The organism is Erwinia sp. JH02 (assembly GCF_013074405.1).
Taxonomy (GTDB): Bacteria; Pseudomonadota; Gammaproteobacteria; order Enterobacterales; family Enterobacteriaceae; genus Erwinia; species Erwinia rhapontici.
In genome coordinates, this window is the sequence record NZ_JABANZ010000014.1 from 76,232 (window position 1) to 98,315 (window position 22,084).

At 57.2% G+C, this 22,084-nt stretch carries 17 protein-coding genes; 7 read left to right on the forward strand and 10 right to left on the reverse strand.

Going from position 1 to position 22,084, the window contains the following annotated elements:
- Window positions 1-6 precede the first annotated feature (6 nt).
- Window positions 7-4,083, forward strand: a complete 4,077-nt coding sequence (nirB, locus tag HHI26_RS22775; protein ID WP_171149753.1) for a nitrite reductase large subunit NirB — start codon at window positions 7-9, stop codon at window positions 4,081-4,083.
- Window positions 4,080-6,707 (forward strand): nitrate reductase, encoded by a 2,628-nt coding sequence (locus tag HHI26_RS22780; RefSeq protein ID WP_171149754.1) that lies wholly within the window; start codon window positions 4,080-4,082, stop codon window positions 6,705-6,707. Before nirB ends, HHI26_RS22780 begins: the two co-directional genes overlap by 4 nt.
- Here the strand turns inward: HHI26_RS22780 and HHI26_RS22785 are convergent.
- The 5 genes from HHI26_RS22785 to HHI26_RS22805 all read right to left on the reverse strand — a co-directional run bounded on the left by HHI26_RS22785 (window position 6,704) and on the right by HHI26_RS22805 (window position 11,125).
- On the reverse strand, window positions 6,704-7,345 hold the full coding sequence (locus HHI26_RS22785; protein WP_133846805.1) for a DUF1109 domain-containing protein: 642 nt from the start codon (window positions 7,343-7,345) through the stop codon (window positions 6,704-6,706). The two genes, HHI26_RS22780 and HHI26_RS22785, sit on opposite strands and share 4 nt — an antisense overlap.
- Entirely contained in the window at window positions 7,332-7,898 is a 567-nt protein-coding gene (locus HHI26_RS22790; protein ID WP_133846758.1) for a sigma-70 family RNA polymerase sigma factor, read from the reverse strand. Before HHI26_RS22790 ends, HHI26_RS22785 begins: the two co-directional genes overlap by 14 nt.
- Window positions 7,899-7,962: 64 nt before the next feature.
- On the reverse strand, window positions 7,963-9,201 hold the full coding sequence (locus HHI26_RS22795) for a thioredoxin family protein (RefSeq protein WP_171149755.1): 1,239 nt from the start codon (window positions 9,199-9,201) through the stop codon (window positions 7,963-7,965).
- Window positions 9,202-9,226: 25 nt separating this feature from the next.
- A complete protein-coding gene (locus HHI26_RS22800) occupies window positions 9,227-9,790 on the reverse strand; it encodes a peroxiredoxin (RefSeq protein WP_133846804.1) in 564 nt (187 codons plus the stop codon).
- A gap of 123 nt (window positions 9,791-9,913) precedes the next feature.
- Window positions 9,914-11,125, reverse strand: coding sequence for an MFS transporter (locus tag HHI26_RS22805; protein ID WP_241008336.1), 1,212 nt, complete (start codon window positions 11,123-11,125; stop codon window positions 9,914-9,916).
- 160 nt (window positions 11,126-11,285) lie between these two features.
- Between HHI26_RS22805 and HHI26_RS22810 the strand changes: the two genes are divergently transcribed.
- Window positions 11,286-11,909, forward strand: a complete 624-nt coding sequence (locus tag HHI26_RS22810) for a TetR/AcrR family transcriptional regulator (protein WP_171149777.1) — start codon at window positions 11,286-11,288, stop codon at window positions 11,907-11,909.
- Window positions 11,910-11,952: 43 nt separating this feature from the next.
- On the opposite strand, the gene HHI26_RS22815 is transcribed toward HHI26_RS22810, so the two are convergent.
- From HHI26_RS22815 to HHI26_RS22825, 3 genes are all read right to left on the reverse strand, one after another.
- The gene (locus HHI26_RS22815; protein WP_133846756.1) at window positions 11,953-13,218 is read right to left on the reverse strand and encodes a type II toxin-antitoxin system HipA family toxin; all 1,266 of its coding nucleotides are present in this window, start codon (window positions 13,216-13,218) and stop codon (window positions 11,953-11,955) included.
- Window positions 13,208-13,525, reverse strand: a complete 318-nt coding sequence (locus HHI26_RS22820) for a helix-turn-helix transcriptional regulator (protein ID WP_133846801.1) — start codon at window positions 13,523-13,525, stop codon at window positions 13,208-13,210. Before HHI26_RS22820 ends, HHI26_RS22815 begins: the two co-directional genes overlap by 11 nt.
- Window positions 13,526-14,136: 611 nt before the next feature.
- Window positions 14,137-14,832 carry a DJ-1/PfpI family protein gene (locus tag HHI26_RS22825; protein WP_133846755.1) on the reverse strand — a complete coding sequence of 232 codons (696 nt, stop codon included), beginning with the start codon at window positions 14,830-14,832 and terminating at the stop codon, window positions 14,137-14,139.
- Between the two features lie 386 nt (window positions 14,833-15,218).
- Between HHI26_RS22825 and HHI26_RS22830 the strand changes: the two genes are divergently transcribed.
- Entirely contained in the window at window positions 15,219-17,027 is a 1,809-nt protein-coding gene (locus HHI26_RS22830; RefSeq protein WP_171149756.1) for a GGDEF domain-containing phosphodiesterase, read from the forward strand.
- On the opposite strand, the gene HHI26_RS22835 is transcribed toward HHI26_RS22830, so the two are convergent.
- The gene (locus HHI26_RS22835; RefSeq protein WP_171149757.1) at window positions 17,003-18,388 is read right to left on the reverse strand and encodes an NAD-dependent succinate-semialdehyde dehydrogenase; all 1,386 of its coding nucleotides are present in this window, start codon (window positions 18,386-18,388) and stop codon (window positions 17,003-17,005) included. The two genes, HHI26_RS22830 and HHI26_RS22835, sit on opposite strands and share 25 nt — an antisense overlap.
- A 139-nt stretch (window positions 18,389-18,527) precedes the next feature.
- Here HHI26_RS22835 and HHI26_RS22840 point away from each other — a divergent pair, with 139 nt between their 5' ends.
- Window positions 18,528-19,442 (forward strand): LysR family transcriptional regulator, encoded by a 915-nt coding sequence (locus HHI26_RS22840; protein WP_171149758.1) that lies wholly within the window; start codon window positions 18,528-18,530, stop codon window positions 19,440-19,442.
- Window positions 19,439-20,191, forward strand: coding sequence for a hypothetical protein (locus HHI26_RS22845; protein ID WP_171149759.1), 753 nt, complete (start codon window positions 19,439-19,441; stop codon window positions 20,189-20,191). Before HHI26_RS22840 ends, HHI26_RS22845 begins: the two co-directional genes overlap by 4 nt.
- Before the next feature lie 55 nt (window positions 20,192-20,246).
- Here HHI26_RS22845 and HHI26_RS22850 read toward each other — a convergent pair whose 3' ends face one another.
- Complete coding sequence (locus HHI26_RS22850) at window positions 20,247-20,846, reverse strand: TetR/AcrR family transcriptional regulator (RefSeq protein ID WP_133846751.1); 600 nt, start codon at window positions 20,844-20,846, stop codon at window positions 20,247-20,249.
- Window positions 20,847-21,028: 182 nt separating this feature from the next.
- On the opposite strand from HHI26_RS22850, the gene HHI26_RS22855 reads away from it, so the two are divergent.
- Window positions 21,029-22,084, forward strand: a complete 1,056-nt coding sequence (locus tag HHI26_RS22855) for a sugar phosphate isomerase/epimerase (RefSeq protein ID WP_159338415.1) — start codon at window positions 21,029-21,031, stop codon at window positions 22,082-22,084.

A 22,084-nucleotide genomic window follows, 5' to 3' on the forward strand; every position in this document is an offset into this window, starting at 1 on the left:
CACATCATGGCGGAACATCTGGTGGTGATCGGCAATGGGATGGCAGGCATGCGTATGGTGGAAACCCTGTGCCAACTGGTGCCTGGCCGTTACCGCATCACAGTGATTGGCCGTGAACCGCTGGGCAACTACAACCGCATCATGCTTTCTCCGGTACTGGGCGGTGAAAAAGCCTTCGAGGAGACACTGCTGCATACGCCCGACTGGTACCACCAGCACGGCATCACGCTGTACAGCGGAGAAACCGTGACATCACTGGACTCGCACCGACAAACGCTGACCACCGGACAGCGGACCCTGAAGTGGGATCAGCTGGTGCTGGCCACCGGCTCGCTGCCGGTTTTTCCTGAGATCCCCGGTATCCGGCTGCCGCATGTTCAGGGATTTCGCACCCTGGCAGATGTCGAACAGATGCTCAACAGCACGGGCCCTGTGGTCGTACTGGGCGGCGGACTGCTGGGTATCGAAGCTGCCGCGGCCCTGCGCCTGCGCGGACGCGCGGTCACGCTGATCCATCGAAACAGCTGGCTGATGGATCGGCAGCTTGATCCAGAAACCGGTGGTCTGCTGGCCGCCACACTGGCGCAGCGGGGTATCGACTGCCGCCTCGACACCGCGCTGAGCCGTGTCGATCCGACCAGGGTAACGCTGCGTGACGGCACCCGGCTTCCCGCCACCTGCGTGCTTATCGCTATCGGCGTGATACCCGACACCGCGCTGGCACGTGAAGCCGGGATCCCCTGCCAGCGCGGCGTGGTGGTAGATCGTCAGTGTCGTACCGCCCTGGCAGGTATCAGCGCGCTCGGTGAGTGCTGTGAAATCGAGGGTGAAACCTTTGGTCTGGTCGCCCCCTGTTTCGCCCAGGCAAAGGTGCTGGCACAGCGGCTGGCGGGCATGCCCGTTGCGGACTATGTCAGTGAAGACAATGGCACTCGCCTGAAAGTCAGCGGCATTGAGATGTTCAGCGCCGGGGATATCTCCTCACGACAAAACCGGCACAGCGCCAGCGCCTTTGATCCCATTGCGGGTCACTACCGGCGCCTGTTTTTTCGACAGCAACAGCTTGTGGGGATCCTGCTTTACGGGGATACCGGCGACAGCGCCACCCTGCTTGCCCACCTGCAGAACGCGACCCCACAGAGTCCGCACCTGCTGCTTAACCCGGAACACACAACGCAGCCACAGGCTGCAGGACATCATCAGATGAGCAAACCGACCCTTGTTGTTATTGGCCACGGCATGGTAGGCCACCATTTCCTTGAGCAGCTGGTTAACCGACAGCTGCATCAGCAGTTTCATATTGTGGTGTACGGTGAAGAGCGCCATATGGCCTACGACCGGGTACATCTTTCGGAATATTTTGCCGGTAAGGGTCACGCCGAGCTGTCGATGGTGAGTGACCATTTTTTTGACGACTATGGCATCGAACTACGCACCCACTGTGCGGTAACGGAAATTGACCGCCAGCGCCGCTGTGTTCGTGATACCCGCGGTCACGAGATGGCATGGGACAAACTGGTACTGGCCACCGGATCCTGGCCTTTTGTGCCGCCCATCCCCGGAGGGGACAGCGACAGCTGCTTTGTCTATCGCACGCTGGATGACCTTGATGGCATCGCCGCTAAAGCACAGAGCGCGCGGCACGGCGTGGTGATTGGTGGTGGCCTGCTAGGCCTGGAAGCGGCCAATGCGTTGAAGCAGCTCGGTCTGGAAACGGCAGTGGTGGAGTTTGCCCCGCGCCTGATGGCCGTACAACTGGATGAGGGCGGGGCGGCCATGCTGCGGCACAAAATCGATGCGCTGGGGGTACAGGTGCTCACCGGTAAATCCACCCAGGAGATCGTCCGTCAGCAGGATGGCCGCTTACAGCTCCGCTTCGCGGATGGCAGCCAGATCGACACGGACCTGGTGCTGTTCTCAGCGGGTATACGCCCGCGTGACCAGCTGGCTGCCGCTGCCGGGCTGACCCTCGGACCCCGTGGCGGTATCGATATCAATAGCAGCTGTATCACTTCCGATGACGATATTCTGGCCATTGGCGAATGTGCACTGTGGAACGGGCAAATTTTTGGGCTGGTGGCACCAGGCTATCAGATGGCACGCGTGGCTGCGGCGGTACTGGCCGGGGAAGAAGCCGCATTTACCGGTGCCGATATGAGCACAAAGCTGAAACTGCTGGGCGTGGAGGTGGCATCGTTTGGCGATGCCCACGGCCGCACGCCTGGCAGCAAGAGCTACTACTGGAACAATGAACCGCAGGAAATCTTTAAAAAAATTGTCGTCTCTGCCGATGGCAAACAGCTGCTGGGTGGGATCCTGGTGGGCGACAGCAGCGAGTACAGCACGCTGCTGCAAATGATGCTGAACGGTATGCCGCTGCCTGCCGCTCCCGAACATCTGATCCTGCCGCAGCGGGAAGGCGGGGCGGTAAAAGCGCTTGGCGTGGCAGCGCTGCCGGACAGTGCCCAGGTCTGCTCCTGTCATAACGTCAGCAAAGGCGATATCTGTGCAGCGGTATCCGGCGGCTGTGGCGATATGGCTTCGTTAAAAAGCTGTACCAAAGCCGCTACCGGCTGCGGCGGTTGCACAGCGCTGGTAAAACAGGTGATGGAGTATCAGCTGGCCAGTCAGGGCGTGGAGGTGAAAAAGGATATCTGCGAACACTTTGCCCACTCACGCCAGGAGTTGCATCACCTGATACGCGTCGGAGAGATCAAGAGTTTCGATGCGTTGCTGGCGAAGCATGGCCGCGGGCTGGGCTGTGAGATCTGCAAACCTCTGGTGGGATCACTGCTGGCATCGGTATGGAATGAGTACCTGCTTAAACCCCAGCATCTGCCGTTACAGGACACTAACGATCGCTACTTTGCCAATATTCAGAAGGATGGCACCTACTCAGTGGTACCACGGGTCCCGGCGGGTGAAATCACCGCACGTGGCCTGATTGCCATTGGCGAGGTCGCAGAGCGCTATAATCTCTACAGCAAAATTACCGGCGGGCAGCGCATCGACCTGTTCGGTGCCCGCCTCGAACAACTGCCGGATATCTGGGAGACGCTGCTGGCCGCAGGATTTGAGACCGGGCACGCCTACGGAAAATCACTGCGCACGGTGAAATCCTGTGTGGGCTCCACCTGGTGCCGCTACGGTGTTCAGGACTCCACGGGTTTCGCGATTGCGCTGGAAAATCGCTATAAGGGGCTGCGCGCGCCGCACAAAATCAAAATGGCGGTCTCTGGCTGTACCCGTGAGTGTGCGGAGGCACAGAGCAAAGATATCGGCGTGATCGCCACCGAGAAGGGCTGGAATCTTTACGTCTGCGGTAACGGCGGTATGAAACCCCGCCACGCTGACCTGTTTGCCAGCGATCTTGATGACGCCACGCTAATCCGCTACGTCGACCGCCTGCTGATGTTTTACATCCGCACCGGTGACCGGCTACAGAGAACCAGCGTCTGGATGGACAATCTGGAAGGAGGGCTGGATTACCTGCGCCAGGTCGTCATTGACGACTCGCTCGGCATTGCTCATGAGCTGGAACAGGAGATGGCCCGGGTGGTAGACAGCTACCAGTGTGAATGGCGTACCACGCTGGAAAGCCCGGACCGTCTGGCTCTGTTCCGTTCAACACTCAACAGCAGCCTGCCTGATGAAACCGTGCAGTGGCAGCAGGAACGCGGGCAGATACGTCCGTCCGATGCGCCTCTGGCGATTGTGCAGGATGCCACCCCTCTTCCCTGGACCGATATCTGCCGACTGGATGAAATTCCGGCGCAGGCCGGGATTGGCGCGCGCATCGGAACCCAGCGCATTGCACTGTTCCGCCTGAACGATCGGGTTTTCGTGCTGGATGATAACGAACCTGGCACGCGGGCCAGCGTCTTGTCACGCGGCATACTGGGCGATGCAGGCGGCGAACCGATGGTCATTTCACCGCTGTATAAGCAGCGTTTCCGCCTGAGTGATGGTCAGGCGCTTGACGGTAGCGGGCTCGCCGTACGTTGCTGGCCGGTGAAAATCGAACAGGACCGGGTCTGGGTAGCCAGTGAGGAGATGGCGCAGGTTCAGGTGGTAGCCTCATGAACACCACCTGTCCCTACTGTGGTGTCGGCTGCGGAGTGACCATCACCCGCGATGACAGTGACAGGGTGCAGGTCAGCGGTGATAAACAGCACCCGGCCAATCTGGGCCGCCTCTGCGTCAAAGGGGCGGCACTGGGCGAAACACTCGGCCATCAGGGCCGCCTGCTGCATCCGCAGGTCAACGGTGAGCGCGTAAGCTGGGAAAGCGCACTGGACACGGTGGCAGACCGCCTACAGACGGTGATCGGCGAATACGGCCCGCAAGCCGTGGCCTTTTACGCCTCAGGGCAGCTTCTGACCGAAGATTACTATGTGGCTAACAAGCTGATGAAAGGCTTTCTCGGCGTGGCCAATATTGATACTAATTCCCGGCTCTGCATGGCCTCGGCAGTGGTCGGCTACAAACGGGCACTGGGTGCAGATGCCGTCCCCTGTTGCTATGACGACCTGAACCATACCGATCTGGTGATCCTGGCGGGTTCCAATACCGCCTGGGCGCACCCGGTGGCGTTCCAACGCCTGGTTCAGGCCCGTAAAGAGAATCCCCGCCTGCGCGTAGTGGTGATTGACCCAAGGCGTACCGCCACCTGCGATATTGCCGACCTGCATCTGGCGCTGAAGCCGGGCAGCGATGCCGCGTTGTTCACCGGTTTGCTGAACTGGCTGGCGCAGCATGGCGGTATCGATAACGAGATGCGTGCGGTCGTTAACGGGCTGGATGAGACGTCAGAATCCGCATCCGCATGGAGCAGCGAAGCGGTAGCGGACTTCTGCCAGTTGCCACAGGAGAAGGTGGAAACGTTCTTCCAGCTGTTCCTTCACGCCAGCAACGCACTGACGCTCTACTGTATGGGCATCAACCAGTCGAGCAGCGGCAGTGACAAATGTAACGCCATTATCAATGTCCACCTTGCCAGCGGAAAAATCGGCCGGGCAGGCAGCGGGCCATTTTCACTGACCGGGCAGCCCAATGCGATGGGGGGCCGCGAAGTGGGCGGTCTGGCCAACCAGCTGGCGGCGCATATGGGGTTCAGCGCGCAGGAGGTGGATCGGGTGGCACGATTCTGGCACAGCCCGGGGGTAGCCGATAAACCCGGTCTGATGGCCGTCGATCTGTTTCACGCTATCGGCTGCGGGAAAATCAAAGCCGTGTGGATTATGGGCACCAACCCGGCAGTGTCACTGCCGGATGGTCTGACGGTGACGCAGGCGCTGAAGCGCTGTCCGCTGGTGATCGTATCGGACGTCTGTGCACAGACGGACACCACTGCACTGGCCGACATACTGTTACCCGCCCAGGGATGGGGGGAAAAGAACGGCACGGTGACCAACTCTGAACGCCGGATTTCACGTCAGCGTGGTTTTGTTGCACCGGCAGGCGACTCACGCCCGGACTGGTGGATCCTCGCCAGGGTCGCACAGCGTATGGGGTTTCCTGAAGCGTTTAACTGGCAGCATCCTGCAGACATTTTCCGGGAGCACGCGGCACTCTCGGGCTTTGAGAACCAGGGCACCCGGGCCTTTGATATCAGCGCACTGGCGGATATCACTAACGCGCAGTGGGATACGTTGAAACCGATACAGTGGCCGGTTAACGCAGCACATCCCGCAGGGTGTACACGCCTGTTCAGCGATCGCCGTTTCTTCCACCCTGATGGCAAAGCCCGCATGCTCCCGTTGGTGCCCACGTTGCCCGTCGCACAGCAAAATGAGCGCTGGCCGCTGCTGCTGAATACCGGCCGCATCCGCGACCAGTGGCACACCATGACACGCACCGGCAACGTGCCGCGGCTGATGCAGCACATCAGCGAACCCTTCTGTGAGCTGCATCCGCAGGATGCCGCCCGGTATCATCTGCGAGAAGGTGATCTGGTACGCGTTCAGTCAGAAAATGGCTGGATAGTGTGCCGTGCGTGCCTCAGCGAAGATCAGCAACCGGGTTCCCTCTTTGTACCGATGCACTGGAATCGGCAGTTCTCCAGCCACGGTAACGTGGATGCGCTTATCGCTGCCAACGTCTGTCCGCACTCCGGGCAGCCGGAGAGTAAGCAGACGGCAGTGCGCGTACGACGCTGGCAAAGTGACTGGCAGGCTGTACTCTGTCTGCCTGGTGACTGGCAGCCCGGCGCAGGGGTCTGGTGGTCACGCATTGCGGAAAACGGCGTTACACGCTGGCTGCTGGCCGGGCAGGGTGACGCGCAAAGCTGGCTGCATCAGCAGGGTTTATTACATGAGATGGCGCTGCAAACCGCTCAGGCTGAGGGCGAATACTTTCATCTGCTGGGCTGGCAACAAGGCAGGCTGGCACTGGCGTTCTGGAGTGCCGCAGAGAGGCCGGCGATCGACGCCCCCGCGGTGGTTGCCGCCTTCAGCGAGCCCCCCACTGATGCTGCCGGACGCTTTGCATTACTGGCAGGAAGGCAGCGGGGAGGTGAGGCACGTGGAAAAACGGTTTGCAGCTGTTTTGGCATCGGAGAAAATCAGATCCTGAACGCCATTGCCGGAGGATGCGGCACCCCAGCCGCACTGGGTACAGCGCTGAAATGCGGCACCAACTGTGGTTCATGCCTTCCTGAGCTGGCCCAGCTGATCGCGCTAACGGCTAACGATAAACGACATAGCTAGCGGCTCAGCTGTATCCAGCGCCGCCCGGTCAGCACTGTCAGCAACACAATGGTCGCACCTGCGGCCAGGTGCATCGTAAAATCGAGCCTGTGCAGGTGAACTTCGTGGCACAGCGACAGCAGCGTCGATGACATAAAAGCGATGCCCGACCCCGCCAGCGCCAGGCTTTGTCGTGGATAAAGAGAGCGGGTGCGGTTAAGGCAGACAATCGAAATCACCATCATCGGCAGGCTGGCCGAAAGCATAAACAGATAGCAGTGAATACCTTCGCCAAAACGCCCGGCGCCGGCAGTCGCGGCAGCAGAGGCCGTGTTCAGCAGGTTGATCGCCAGCCAGACCACGGCCAGCAATGCGGCCCACCTCAGCCTGAGCGGTTTTAGGCCGGCAATGCTCAACGTAAACGCCCCGGCCATCGCACTGGCCCCTATGCCAAACGCCAGCACCAGGGTGAGCAGCGCCAGCCCCGCCCCCGGTTGGGACCAGTCGGTGAAACGGCTGTGCCATGCCCAACTGCTCAGCATGCCACAGGGCAGCACGGTGATAATCCAGGCCACCACACGCCAGCCGACGGGCCAGGTACGTTTTACGGGCCGGGCTGACTGGCTGAGTGTGTCGATCAGTTGGTCATGATTTTTCATCATTCCCCCGTCCATATTTACGCAGGTTGAGCATCGCGCGATGCAACAGTGATTTCACGGCAGACACTGACAAATGGCTGGCGGCAGCGGCCTGCGCCAGGCTCTGCTCGCGCAGATGCACACTCTCCACCATCTCGCGCTGACGTGCAGGCAGACTGCCCAGATATCCGGCTAATTCATCCTGAACGGCCCGTTCTCTGTTTTCAGCGCCGTCGCTTTCAGCAGCCTGGTTCAGTAAGGCATCATCATCCTGAACTTCCGGGCGACGTCCGCGCTGGCGTAACGCATCAATGGCCCGCGCCGACGTTATCGCAGCCACCCAGGGCAGGATCGGCCGCTGCGGATCGTAGGTCTGCCGCACACGATGGATCGCCAGCAGTGACTCCTGAACCACATCTTCCACCAGCGCTTCATCACGGATTTTTTGGCGTGCAAAGGCCCGGATGGCAGGCACCATCGCTTTCAGCAGTTGGTTATAGGCGTTCTGATCTCCCGCCTGCGCACTGGCCATCAGATGCGGCCACGTCTGCGCCCGGGTATCCGTTTCAGCCATTCACTGCCCTGATATTCAGCGCAGCGTCAGAAGACATTGCGCTGGCATTCACACACAGATCGCATTAGGTTTTTTTCCCGGTTTCTGTTGCATGGTCGAGCGCGTCGATCACGATACGCGGCGTCAGCACCTGCGGCAGCACCACAGGTTTGCCACCATCGGCGGGGTACACCACATAGAGCGGCAGTCCACCGCGTCCAAAATCACTGAGCGCCTGTTCCACATCTGGATTGTATTTTGTCGAATCCGCGACCATATAAATCGTACTGGTACGCGCCATCGCGGCTTTGACCGCCTGTGTTGAGAGCGATGTCCGATCGTTCACCTGGCACGTGATGCACCATGAGGCAGTAAAGTTCACCAGAATCGGTTTACCCTGTCCTTTGATGGCATCAACGTTCTGCGGTGACCAGGCCACCGCAGCGGCGGCATCCGTACCCTCGTCCGCCTCCGTCTGTGAAGAAAGTGAGGTCAGACTGGCCAGCGGCGGCACCACCAGCAGCACAAACAGCGCTGTGGCAAGGTGTTGCGGCCAGTGGCGGCGTCCCATCATACGGCGTTTCTGCGCGATGCCATAAAGCCAGGCGGCAAAACTCAGCACGAGGCAGCAGGCCAGAATCAGCGCCAGCGCCGCAGAGCCAGCCTGCCGCTCGAGGACCCAGATAAGCCAGGCGACGGCGCCCAACATTGGAAATGCCAGTGCATGTTTCAGCGTCACCATCCAGGCCCCCGGCGCAGGCAACACGCGTGCCAGCAACGGGAAGAAGGAGACCAGGGTAAACGGCGCGGCAAACCCGAGCGCCAGTGCGGTAAAGATAGCCAGACTGACCAGCGGCGGCTGCGTCAGCGCATAGCCAACGGCACTGGCCATAAACGGTGCACTGCAGGGCGTGGCAACGATAATCGCCAGTGCCCCGGTGAGCGCGGATCCCGTTAAACCGCCGCGCCCGCTGCCCACTTCCCCCACACGCTGTACCGAGAGCCCCACTTCAAACAGCCCAAACAGATTCAGCGCTGACGCCAGCATGACCAGAATCAGCAGGGCAATCACCAGCGGTGACTGGAGCTGAAAGCCCCAGCCAACGGCCGACCCACCCGCACGGGCCAGCAATAATGCGCCGGCCAGCAGCAGCATGGTGATCACCACCCCGCCGAGAAATGCCAGCCCTTCCGCACGGGCCTGAGCGGGTTGGTCGTGATGGCGGATCAGACTCAGTGCTTTCAGTGAAATCACCGGAAACACGCACGGCATCAGATTCAGGATCATGCCGCCCAGAAAGGCGGCTGCGATGGCAGTCAGCATACTTTACCTGCTTAAGTGAACAAGGTTATGCCGGGTTGGCCTGACGGTATTTTTTCACAGCATCCATCGCTTTCTGGATATGCGCATCCGGGTTCTTATCGGTATAACTCAGCAGGATTTTGCCGTCCGGCGCGATGACATAGGAGGTACGGTCAGACAACGTCTGCCCCTTCATCTGCATGGTGCTCTGATACTCGCCGGCAACTTTCGCGCCCGGATCGGCGGCAACGGTAAATTTGTCGCGGCACTCCAGCTGGGAAAATTTGGCAATCTGATCCACATTCCCTGCGGTCACACCAATCACCGTCGCACCCTGTTGGGTAAATTCGTCGGTGGCTTCAGCGAAGTCGTGGGCTTCCAGCGTACAGCCGGCGCTAAAGGCAGCGGGGAAGAAGTACAGCACGACCGGGCCTTTTTTCAATGCCTGCTGAAGTGAGAAGGTGGTCGGTTTTCCGGCCAGCGCCGCCTTAAGCTCAAAGTCAGGGGCTTTTTCACCGACCGCCAGGGCGGCAAAGGCGGACGTCACAGGCAATGCCAGGCCAAGAACGGCAGCAACAGCCAGGGTACTCAGGGTGTTTTTCATACGCATCATGATCTCTCCAGTGTGGGGACAGGCGACAGCGCCTGATGACCTTAACCAGAGGTTCGCCCGACCGCAGGCAAAGGTTGCGGTCGGATGAAAATATTGTTTAAGAGGCCATCACCTGAAAAACTATTGATGACTTACTGGCTCACGGGATTGCCGGCTGGCGATCGGGAACCCCTGCTCTGAACGCACAACAACTATAACAGCAACCATTAACACCACGAGGAGAGCCCAGGGAAAAGACCCCGTTCCATAATGTTCCAGCAGCAAACCGCCTGTCATGCCTCCCAACGCGATAGCGCTGTTCCACGTCACCACATTCATCGATAACGCCACATCGGCATGCTCACCCGCAGCATCCGCCAGCGCCGTCTGGAGCAGTGTTGCCGCGCCGCCAAACGTCAGCCCCCAAAGGGCTATGCCAGTGTAAATCACCGCCGGGTTGCTCGCATCCAGACCAAAAACGAGGGACACCGCCGCAAAAGTTGACAGTGACAGCAGCACTGCTTTGCGCAGATGGGTATCAATGATTCTGCCGGTGATAAAAATGCCGCACAGGGCGGTAATACCAAAGACCAGCAATACCAAATCAATCCTTCCGGCCAGACCCGCAGGCGCAATAAACGGCGCAATAAAGGTGTAAAGAATGTTGTGTGCCAGCATCCACGCCAGCACCACACCCAGCACTGACCGTACGCCGGGGAGACGCAACACGGAACCCAACTGCACTTTTTTTGTGTCTGGCTCACCCGGATAATTTGGCACTGCAAGCAGTATCCAGCCAATGAGGATGACCGACAGCCCTGACATCACAGCAAAAGTCAGGCGCCATCCGAGAAATGCCCCCATCCATGTGCCTGCCGGCACCCCGAGAGACAAAGCAATCGGGGTGCCAACCATTGCCAGTGCCAGCGCACGTCCATGAAGCGAGGGAACGACCATTCTTCGCGCATATCCGGCGATCAGGCTCCATGCCAGGCCCGCTGAAGCGCCAGCAAGGAACCGGGCGATTAAAATGACGGCGATGTGAGAAGAGATCGCCGTCAGCGTGTTGAAAATCAGAAATCCGCCAACCGTGCTGAGAAGAACGGTTCGGCGTGACCAGGTTCGGGTCATCAGCGTAAGGGGAATGGCGGCCAGTAACGACCCCACTGCATACGCCGTCACCAGTTGCCCGGCCAGAGACGGTGAAATATCGAGTCCGGCACTCATTTCCGGCAGGAGTCCGGCGGGTATGGTCTCGGTTAGTATGCAGATAAAGCCTGCCATCGCCAGGGCAAGCAGGGCAAATACGGGCAGTTGCTGAGCTTCTCTGGTGCGTTGCTGTACGTTCATCATTCAACCTGTTCAGTCAATTCGGGGCTTGCCGTTATCGCTTCAGGCGACGATGGCGCTATCACGGGCATACAATATATACCGATCGATACATATGTTGCATTGCCGCTCTCAGCGTTGTCAATTAAATATGTATCGATTAGTATAAATCGCGGAGGAGGTGATAATGAAAACAGGCCGACCAAGACAGTTCGATCGGGATGACGCGGTGATAAAAGCCATGCACCTTTTTTGGGAACATGGTTACGATTCAACCTCACTCGCGATGCTGAAAGCATCAATAGGCAAAGGGATTACAGCCCCCAGTTTTTATGCCGCTTTTGGGTCAAAAGAGGCGCTTTTTAATGAGGCCGTGAACTGTTATCTGAACACGCATGCACAGGTGACAGAATCTTTGTGGGACAGTGGGTTGCCTGCCCGGCAGGCACTGGAGACAGCATTGATACATTCAGCCCGGATGCAGTACGGGGCTGAGCATCCCAGGGGATGTATGGTCACACTCAGTGCCATGTTTACCTGCACGGCAGAAAACAGACATATCCTCATGCCGCTGGAGGCGTCCCGCCGCCGTACCCGTGAAGGAATACTGCATTGCGTAAAAAGGGGCATCAGCAGCGGTGAGTTATCGGATAACGAGGACACACTGGCACTGGCCGTCAGCTTTGACAGTTTCCTGGTGGGAATATCGACACTTGCGCGGGATAATGTGCCACTGGCAGCCGTGGAACGGGCCATTATTCATATGATGGGATTATGGGATGCTGCCCGTGTGGTAGCAGAAGAATGATAACGTTTAACGAATGGCGGAACGGCCAGCCGGCGGACGAAAACTACTTCTGCATGCGTGCAATATTGTCATCGATACGCCCCTGAAGGGTGCGCAGTGTCTCAGCGGTGATGCGTCCGGGAAACAGCTCCTCCGCCTTGCTGGCAAAACCGGAGGCAATGGTACAATGCTTCTCCAGCATCGCCTCTATCTGCGACGCGGTCAGTTCCGTTTCCTGTTCACCCAGTGCGAGCAGATGTTCACGGCCAATATCCAGCGCTTCGCCCATCACGTCCATCTGATGATAGCCACCCGGGCCTTCGCAGTACGTCACATCATATGCCGGGGCCAGCGTCCACTCGCCACTGGCTGACATGCAGTACGCGACGTTCTTCGGATGATCGTCGCGATTGTTGAACACCACGTTGAACACTACCCGTTCAAATGCCAGCGCTTTCTGCCTGACATCATTAGTGCACAACTGGGTGGCACGCAGAAAATTGGTGTAGTCCAGCACGCCCGCCACCTGATAATTGGCCCCGGTGTAAGCCGCAAGACTCTGCATCGGTACACGCAGGCCGTTTTGCCGATCAAATCGCCGCGAAGCAAAAGCAGCCTGTCCGTTGGGAAGGGCAAAATACGCGGTGTCTGGCGTACTGATACGACATTCACGCAGACACTGGGCATAAACAGCTTCGATGGCACAGACTTCCGGATGCTCCTGCCGGGCAGGGAACTTGATGAGCCAGGCCTCAAGCCCGGGAGTGCTGGCGGTGCTGAAGTGACCGCTATCCGGATCGCGGTACAGCAACGCTTTCGGTCTTGCACCCTGTGGAGAACCGCCCATCTGCAACAGCCTTTGCAAAAATTCACCGCCTTCGCCCTCCAGCACGTCCTGCACTTCTGCTGAGAGCTGCGCAAGGGCAATCTCTTCAACCTGGCCTGCGGCATCAGCCTGCGACGGTTCAAATGACATCGCCCCCATCGCATTGTTGCCGATCCAGGTCAGTCTCTCTAACGGTCCAATCCGTGCCGCATTTAGCCCGCGCTGGCGAAACAGTCTGTCCATTAACAGCATGCCCCAGCCATCAGGGAGCGCGTCGTAAACAGGGCCGGGAAGGCCCATCTGGTGAACAGGGAAGTCTCTGCGTAAGCGTGGGCCTTTCAGTGGCAGGGTGAGGGAGGCCAACTCCAGTCCACGACGGATGGCCTCTTCACTGTACTCAAACAGGATCACCGGTCGCCCGGTGAGCGCCGTAGAGGATACCAGCGATCCCCAGAGCCAGCGGTCGCCCCATCCTTCGTACCAGACATCCACTTTATTCACCATGATGCGTACTCTTTTTGACCCGCTGACGGGTGGCGGTTTTCTCAAAGCGCAGCAAATCGTCCAGACTGTCGATCTGAGGGGCAAAGAGCGACTCCAGCTCTTTCCCACGGCCGAGTACCATCGCCACTCTCACCAGATTTTCAAACCCCACATTGCGCCCGGACTCCAGGTTGGACACGGTGTTCACACCGATCCCCGCCCTGGCAGCCACGTCGGCCTGGGTCATTTGTTGCAGGAGGCGCTCTTTGCGCAGCCGCTCGCAGAGCAACTTAACAATTTCATCAGGCTTGCTGAGGGTTAAATCCATCATGACGCGTTTTAAAACCATAAATTGAGGTTAACACCCATTATTATAGATTTATAGCATAGCGAAGAAAAGCCACATAACTCCATTATTACGTGGTTCAGGTAAAATTTAAGGCATAAAACACAAAATACAGGTGTTATTCATTTTCCCTCTGAATCGCTTTCAGCAGGAGGTCTTCTCTGCCACGCAAAGCCGGCAGCTCCAGCCCCAGCGGGAAATTTCACTGACATATTAGGCATACACCCAAGCCGCTTTGCACGAGAAGGTTTATTATTTTCAATTTATCGGTATTTTTAATACCTAAAATTATTTATTTTTAACCCTCTAACAACCCGGCCGAGTGGCAGGCACAGATCGATAAGCTGGAAGCCGTGTTCAGTAGGTAACAGATAGAAAGACGGGGAAAACTCGCTTTTCCCCGGTAACAACGTTACAGATACATATCCGTTTTATGGATTCTCACATGAAATTTAATAATAAAAATCAATAATTTAACTTCGCATAACGTTAATTATGTTAAATTGAGAATCAGAGTATGGCGACGAGCCAATATTCTCTGCAAGTTTAATCACCTCAACACCGCCTTTCCTGACACCCGGAAGAAAACAGGTTTACCCTTTCAGTCTGCCCGCCGATTTCAGCGTCGCTAATCGTCTCTTTTCAATAAAGGGGGCAAGCCGTTCTCTCATCTGTCTGACCTGCTCTTGCGGTGCAGAATGCGGAGATCCGCTATTAAAGGGGGGCTCGGGATCATATTCCAGACCCAGCTGAATGTTTTGTGCGATTTCAACGCCGTAAAGTTCCGCCACAACATACAACGCAAAGTCGATACCCGACGTCACGCCCGCACCGGTAATACGATTACCATCCCGAACCACCCGCTCACTGACAGGTTCTGCGCCCAACAAAGCAAGCTGGCCGATGGATAACCAGTGAGACGTGGCTTTATATCCCTGAAGCAAACCTGCCGCCCCCAGGATCAGGGAGCCTGTACAGACGGACGTCACCAGCCTGGCCTGCTGGCTTTGGTGCCTGATAAACGCTAGCGTGCTGTCATCGTCCATCAGGTTTATCTGCCCCGGCCCGCCAGGTATGCAAATCACATCTAACGGCGGGCAGCTGTCGAAGGTCTGTGTCGGTAGCATCGCCAGCCCGCGATCGGAGATGACAGGGTCCAGGGTTTTCCAGATAAGGTGGACTTTCGCCCCAGGCGCACAGGCAAAAACCTCATACGGTCCGGTCAAATCCAGCGAGGTTAATCCGGGGAACAACAGCATGCCGATAGAAATGTCAGGCAAATCACTCATGGTCGCATCCTTATAAGAGAAAGATTAGAACACCCGTTTAAACAGCCGCTGCACGCTGACGTAAAGCAGGCCCGCATCATCATTCAAATGGAAACACCATTCAGGATACACGACAGGCTCCCCTCCATGTTCACGCTTCTTTTGCACAAGGCTATCCGCAGAATGTGCGTCAGCACGTGCCAGTATTGCGCCCGCCCCTCTGAAAACGTCTGCGCACGTCAGGCACAGCCTGTCTGTATCCCACTGATATTTGTCGCCTCTCTCTCACATTTTTTATTGATTAAACAATTTCGTCATGTAATCAATAAAGTTTGGCTTACAGCCGCCGATACCGATCCTAGCCTGGCCCCGCTTCACGGCCGATAATCTGGAAAGCGAATCTGAATATGAGCGGGACTTTTTGTAGCGACGAGGCTAAACGCCTGGCGGCCCTTGAGATGCTGAAGGCCGATGATGCGGACCGTGATGATATTCTCGAAAAATTTACCCGGCTGACCAGTGAACTGCTGGGCATCCCCGGCAGCTTTGTCTCCATTCTCGATGACGAGAATCAGTTTATAAAAGCATCCTGTAACTTCGACCTTAAACAAACGTCACTGCAGAATGCTTTTTGCCGCCATACGCTGGCGCTGGGAACCGTGCTGGTATGCAACGATACGCATCGTGATCCGCGCTTCAGCCAGCATCCCCTGACGCTTGGGGAGCCTTTTATAAGGTTCTATGTCGGTGCTCCCCTGCGTAATCGTGATGGCATACTCATCGGCACCCTGTGCGTTACCGATATCAAACCTCAGACATTTTCTGATGACAAAATTGAATTGCTGGAGCTGTTAGCCGGTCTGGTCATCGGCTATCTGGATGCGTGGTACATTGCCGGTTATCAGGACGTGGTGACACGGTTACCGAATCGTCAGCGCCTGCTGAAAGATATCGAACTGTTGCAGCAGGCCGGTAACGATGAGACTCATCATCTGACCCTTATCGACTGCATTGATATGCCGCGTGCATATGAGATTGCGCGTTCGGTAGGAATGAATGCGGTAGAAAGCCTGCTCAAAGAACTGACATCCATGCTGCGTTCGCGTCTGCAGCTGGAAGATGACGACGTGCTGTATACCGTCGCGGTTGGCCGTTTTGCGTTGTTGAGTGGCAAGAATAATGGTGCCCGCGCCCGTGAGCTCAGCAAGCGGCTCGGCGGCATACGCGCCCAGATTTTTGACAATATTACGATTGATGCTAAACCGCACCTCGGTGAGGTGAGCTTTGTTCCGGCTGAGTCACAGGTCACTGAAGTGCTGCGTCGGGCGGTCAGCGCCCTGCATGAAGCCATCACGCTGAAGCAGAGTTACATGGCCTACAATGCTGACAGTGATGGCCGTAACAGCCAGAACTTCCGCCTGTTGCATGACCTGGCGGCAGCGCTGCGCGGCAACAAAGGGCTGTACCTGGTTTATCAGCCGCAGATCTCCCTGCTGCACGGTAAACCGGTCGGACTGGAAGCCCTGCTGCGCTGGGATCATCCGCTGTTCGGCAATATTCCGCCGGATGAATTTATCCCGCTGGTGGCACAAACCAGCCTGATGGAAGAGTTAACGGACTGGGTGATCGACCACACCCTGGCGCAGCTGCGTCAGTGGCGCAGTACCGGGCTAAACCTGCCGGCCTCGGTGAATCTGTGCGTCAGTGATTTTTCACGTGCGGACTTTGCCGATAAGCTGGAAGAGAAGATGCTCAATGCCGGGCTTAATCCCGACGATCTGTGCATTGAATGTCTTGAGACCGAGCAGGTACTGGGGAATCCTGATGCACGGCGGGGGCTGGATAAACTTAAGCTGCGCGGTTTCCGCATAGCGTTGGATGATTTTGGTTCCGGCTACAGCAATATCAATACGCTGTGCCGTATTCCGGTGGATGTGATAAAGCTGGACCGATCGCTGATCCAGAAGCTTTCTCACGACCCGGCCAGCGAAGTTATCGCCCGCCATGTCATCACCATGCTGAAAGAGCTGCACTATGTGGTACTGGCCGAAGGGGTGGAAGATCAGCAAACCCTGGCCTCATTGCAGCGTTTAGGCTGTGATGAGATCCAGGGGTTTTATTATTCACGCCCTCTGGCACCGGAAGGTCTTGAGCACTGGCTCAGCAGCCACTACCCGGCGGCCGAAGACAATCAGGACTCAATCCAGACCGTCTGAGTATTGGTAAACTCACGCAGGCCGAAGTGTGACAGCTCACGGCCAAACCCGCTTTTCTTCACGCCACCGATCGGCACACGCGGATCGGAGAAGCTCGGGGAGTTAATAAACATCCCCCCCGTTTCAATCTGCGACGCCAGCTGTTGTGCCCTGGCAAGATCGCGGCTCCACAGGCTGCCGCCCAGGCCGAACTCAGAATCATTGGCCATCTCAACGGCATGCGCAGCATCGTCTGCCACAATCAGCGAGGCCACCGGCCCGAACAGTTCCTGATCAAAGCTGGTCATGCCGGGTTTGACATCACTGAGAACCGTTGGCGCATACCAGTTCCCTTCTCCCGGTAGCGCGTGGCCGCCCAGCAGCAGCGTGGCGCCCTCTTTCAACGTTGCCTGCACCTGCGCGTCCAGTTCATCACGCAGATCGAAGCGTGCCATCGGGCCAATCCAGGTCCCTGACTCACGCGGATCGCCAACTTTCATCGCTTTGACGGCACTGACAAATTTCTCGCTGAACTGTTCAAACACCGCCGCCTCCACAATAATGCGTTTTGCCGCGATACAGATCTGTCCGTTGTTCATAAAACGCCCGGCGATAGCGCCCTTCACGGCCGCATCGATATCTGCATCGGCCAGCACGATAAAAGCATCGGACCCGCCCAGCTCCAGAACGCATTTCTTAATCGCGGCCCCGGAGAGCGCGGCGATGGCCGCACCGGCACGCACGCTGCCCGTTACCGTCACGGCGGCAATACGTTTATCGCCGATCGCCTGTGCCACACCGTCATTGTCAGCATTCACGACAGCAAATAAGTTCTGCGGCACACCGGCATTCGTCAGAATATCTCGCAATAACAGCGCACAGCCCATCACGTTCGGTGCCGGTTTAAGCAAATAGCTGTTGCCCGCCAGCATGATGGGTACAGCACCACGCAGCACCTGCCACACCGGGAAGTTCCACGGCATCACGGACAGCACCGGGCCGAGTGGCAGATAGTCCACGAAGGCTTTGTTACCTTCCACCAGCGTCGGTTCACGCTTGAGGAATGCCGGACCATGCTCACCATACCATTCGCACAACCTGGCGCTTTTTTCCACTTCAGCCAGCCCCTGATCGACAGGCTTACCCATTTCACGGGTCATCATATCGGCCAGTGCCTGGGCCTGCTGACGCAGTCCGCCTGCGATGTTTTGCAACAACGCCACACGGTCGCTCATTGCACTGTGGCGCCACTGCTGAAACGCCGAGTTAACAGACGCCAGCGCCTCGCTGACATCCGCGCTGCTGGCGAAAGGATAACGGGCAATGATCTCGCCCGTCGCCGGATTACGTGAAACTGCTACCGCAGAAGAGACATTTGTCATGATGACCGCCTTATCAGAAAACAGAGAATGTGGCACCGCGTATTCACCCAAACGACGCGATATACCGTCATCATAGGCTTGCGAGAGATTCTTTTAAAATGAATAATAGAGAAAATTATTAGCTCAAAAAGAGAATGATATGGAATTAGCCCAGCTTGAAATTTTCCGTGCCATTGCAGAGGAAGGCAGCGTCACGGCGGCGGCCGAAAAGCTACACCGGGTGCCGTCTAATATCTCCACACGTCTGAAGCAGCTGGAAGAAGAACTCGGCTGCGCCCTGTTCCGGCGCGAAAAATTGCGTCTGTACATTACAGACAGCGGCAAAACGTTCCTCGACTACACCCAGCGTATTCTGGCCCTGACGGAAGAAGCGCGGCAGAGCGTGTCCGGCCAGCATCCCAGCGGCATTTTCACCCTGGGGGCGATTGAAAGCACTGCGGCCGTGCGGTTGCCGCCGCTGATTGCGCGTTATCATCAAACCTGGCCCCAGGTCGAGCTGGATCTGACCACCGGCCCGTCCGGGGATATGATCGATGGTGTGCTGGCCGGACAGTACAGTGCCGCCTTTGTTGACGGGCCGCCAAAGCATCCACAGCTGGAGGGCGTGGCGGTGTTTGCCGAAGAACTGGTGCTGATTGCCGCGCTGAATCATCCCCCGGTACCCAGCGCGGCCAGTATCTCCGGTTCAACTATCTACGCGTTCCGCGCCAACTGCTCCTACCGCCGGCATTTTGAAAACTGGTTTTCACGGGAAGATGCCGCACCAGGTAAGATTTTTGAGATGGAGTCTTACCACGGTATTCTCGCCTGCGTCAGCGCCGGGGCAGGACTGGCGCTGATCCCCGCCAGCATGCTGGCCAGTATGCCCGGCAGGGACAGCGTACGATCCTACCCGCTTAGCGGCGGACGCGGCAAAATTGCCATCTGGCTGATCTGGCGTAAAGGCACACAATCCACTAATTTACAGGCCATGACCCGGCTGTTACAGGCCAGCGCTACCGATGAACAGGCAGCCATCACCACTGAAAATACAGGGAAGAAAAGAGAACCATGAAGATGAAAACAGGCCTGACGATCGCCGCATTCTTACTCGCCGGCAGCGCCCACGCTGGATGGTATGTGGTCGATAACTATGAAGGTTCGCTCGGCGCCTGGCCGATACACCTGTCACTGCAGGAATACGACAGCTATGGCAGTGGGCTCAACATCAAGGGGAGCTATTATTACGATAAGTATCATGCCCCCATCCCGCTATACGGTAAACGCACCGCTGACGCGCTTGAACTCTGTGAAGTTCATGGTGCTGACGATTATGACCGTGCGCTGGTTCAGGGGACAAAAAAAGGGTTTGATACGCAGTCCTGCCCGTTCCGCCTGGCACTTAAGGCCGGGGAACTCACTGGTCACTGGCAGCAGGGGGAAAAGCGTTATGCCGTTGCGCTGAAGCACACTGCGTCGCTAAACAATACCGCAGAAGAGCGCATTTCAGCCCGGCACGTTGATATTCCTTTCTGGGGGCAAACCCCGACACACAGCTTTATCGGCCACTATCAGGCCAGCACGGATGGCATCGCCATCGACAGTATCAGTGTTATCAATAAAAAAACCGGCAACACCGATCAGACGATTAACCCGCAGCGGCCCCCGTGTCAGTTCGGCTTCTATATGACAGCGATTTATCAGAATATGGAGAGTGATAATACAGGGAAAATGGTGTGGCTTAATTGCTACAGCGAGAAGGCTGATATCACTGTTGATTATCATTTTGATAAAACCCGGCAGCGCTATATCACCACAGAATAGCGGGATCACAGATGGCAAACGCAGGGAGGCGGCGGGCCATCCGTGATATCGCGATTTATTCGGGTGTGCGCGTGCTCTGCAACAGCAGCAGTGAGCAACGCACCACCGGGTACAGTGCCTCACGGCTGACGCCATCACGGGCCTGAACAGAAAGGCCATGCAACACCGTAGCGTAATAGTTTCCCAGGCTTTCCGTATCGGTTCCCGCTAACAGTTGCCCAGCCTCTGCCGCCTGCTGCATTCGCTCAACGATCCCCCGGGTGCGACGGGTGCGTTGCTGCATCAGCCATTCACTCAGCAGCAAATGGTCTTCACTTAAAGCGCCCGTCGCCGACACCACCATACAGCCCAGCGGCGCCTCAGGGCGGGCATATAAACGGACGGCCTGTTCCAGCATCTCTCTGATGGCCACCTGGATATCAGGGTGCCGCAGGGCGCGTTCAGCAAATCCCCCTTCCTGCTGCTCGTAATGGCCGATAGCTTCACGGAACAGCTGCTCTTTCGAGCCGAACGCTTTATAAATACGTGCCGAGGCGATCCCCAGCGCCGCCACGAGGTCAGACAGGGAAGTGCCTTCATAGCCGTGGCGCCAGAACAGATCCCGGGCCTGAACCAGTGCCATCTGCCGGTCAAATTCTCTTGGTCTGCCCGCCATAATATTTCCAATTAGTCGCGAAAATCAGCACCTATTATCCTGCATATTTTGTAAAAGCCTACTGTAAATCAATCACCTCAAACACAGGAAGATGAACCCTTTGTGCTGCCGCCGCGATCACAGGTTGCCAGAAACAGGCCGCGCCCCTATTGTTTGTTGATTGACAACTAATAGGAAAGTATATGAAAACCCTCAAAGGCCCCAGCCTGCATCTGGCACAGTTCAGCGACGATATTTATCCCTTTAATACCCTCGACAATCTCGCCAACTGGGCACAGGAAAAGGGGTTCAAGGCGTTACAAATTCCCGCCTGGGATAGTCGTCTGTTCGACGTCAATACGGCAGCACAGAGCCAGACTTACTGCGACGATCTGCGGGGACGCCTGGCCGAACGCGGTCTGACGATCAGTGAACTGACCAGCCATATTTTTGGCCAGCTGATGGCCGTTCATCCCGCCTATGACACCCTGTGTGACGGCTTCGCACCGCACGCGCTGCGCGGTGAACCGTCGGCCCGACAGGCCTGGGCGAAAACACAGTTGCTGGCCACCCTTAAGGCAGCATCGCGTCTGGGCTTAGAAGATGTCGGCACCTTTTCCGGCTCACTGGCCTGGCCCTATATCTTTCCTTTTCCCCAGCGCCCGGCGGGACTGGTGGAAAGTGCCTTTGATGAACTGGCCCGCCGCTGGCGACCCGTGCTGGATGAGGCAGGAGAGCTGGGCGTGAATCTGTGCTTTGAGATTCATCCGGGGGAAGATCTGCACGATGGCATCAGCTTCGAGATGTTTTTACAGCGTACCGGGCACCACCCTCGCTGCAAAATCCTGTTTGATCCCAGCCACTTTGTTCTTCAACAACTGAAGTATCTGGATTTTATCGATATCTATCATCCTTTCATCCGCATGTTTCACGTGAAGGATGCCGAGTTCATACCAACGGGGCGCCAGGGACTCTACGGCGGCTATCAGTCCTGGACAGAGCGCGCCGGACGTTTTCGTTCGACCGGTGACGGGCAGGTGAACTTCCCTGCCATCTTCTCAAAACTGGCGCAGTACGATTATCCCGGCTGGGCAGCGCTGGAGTGGGAGTGCTGTCTGAAGAACAAGCAAGATGGCGCACAGGAAGGGGCCGAGTTTATCCGTCGTCACATTATCAACGTGGCCGATACCGTGTTTGATGATTTTGCCGCTGCCCGCGTCAGCCAGACGCAGATAAACACACTGCTGGGAATCGACTGA

Bases quoted from the DNA above. Each gene is read 5' to 3' on its own strand.
- nirB (WP_171149753.1), top strand. From the start codon at position 7: ATGGCGGAACATCTGGTGGTGATCGGCAATGGGATGGCAGGCATGCGT.
- HHI26_RS22780 (WP_171149754.1), top strand. From the start codon at position 4,080: ATGAACACCACCTGTCCCTACTGTGGTGTCGGCTGCGGAGTGACCATC.
- HHI26_RS22785 (WP_133846805.1), bottom strand. From the start codon at position 7,345: ATGAAAAATCATGACCAACTGATCGACACACTCAGCCAGTCAGCCCGG.
- HHI26_RS22790 (WP_133846758.1), bottom strand. From the start codon at position 7,898: ATGGCTGAAACGGATACCCGGGCGCAGACGTGGCCGCATCTGATGGCC.
- HHI26_RS22795 (WP_171149755.1), bottom strand. From the start codon at position 9,201: ATGCTGACTGCCATCGCAGCCGCCTTTCTGGGCGGCATGATCCTGAAT.
- HHI26_RS22800 (WP_133846804.1), bottom strand. From the start codon at position 9,790: ATGCGTATGAAAAACACCCTGAGTACCCTGGCTGTTGCTGCCGTTCTT.
- HHI26_RS22805 (WP_241008336.1), bottom strand. From the start codon at position 11,125: ATGATGAACGTACAGCAACGCACCAGAGAAGCTCAGCAACTGCCCGTA.
- HHI26_RS22815 (WP_133846756.1), bottom strand. From the start codon at position 13,218: ATGGTGAATAAAGTGGATGTCTGGTACGAAGGATGGGGCGACCGCTGG.
- HHI26_RS22820 (WP_133846801.1), bottom strand. From the start codon at position 13,525: ATGGATTTAACCCTCAGCAAGCCTGATGAAATTGTTAAGTTGCTCTGC.
- HHI26_RS22825 (WP_133846755.1), bottom strand. From the start codon at position 14,832: ATGAGTGATTTGCCTGACATTTCTATCGGCATGCTGTTGTTCCCCGGA.
- HHI26_RS22830 (WP_171149756.1), top strand. From the start codon at position 15,219: ATGAGCGGGACTTTTTGTAGCGACGAGGCTAAACGCCTGGCGGCCCTT.
- HHI26_RS22835 (WP_171149757.1), bottom strand. From the start codon at position 18,388: ATGACAAATGTCTCTTCTGCGGTAGCAGTTTCACGTAATCCGGCGACG.
- HHI26_RS22840 (WP_171149758.1), top strand. From the start codon at position 18,528: ATGGAATTAGCCCAGCTTGAAATTTTCCGTGCCATTGCAGAGGAAGGC.
- HHI26_RS22845 (WP_171149759.1), top strand. From the start codon at position 19,439: ATGAAGATGAAAACAGGCCTGACGATCGCCGCATTCTTACTCGCCGGC.
- HHI26_RS22850 (WP_133846751.1), bottom strand. From the start codon at position 20,846: ATGGCGGGCAGACCAAGAGAATTTGACCGGCAGATGGCACTGGTTCAG.
- HHI26_RS22855 (WP_159338415.1), top strand. From the start codon at position 21,029: ATGAAAACCCTCAAAGGCCCCAGCCTGCATCTGGCACAGTTCAGCGAC.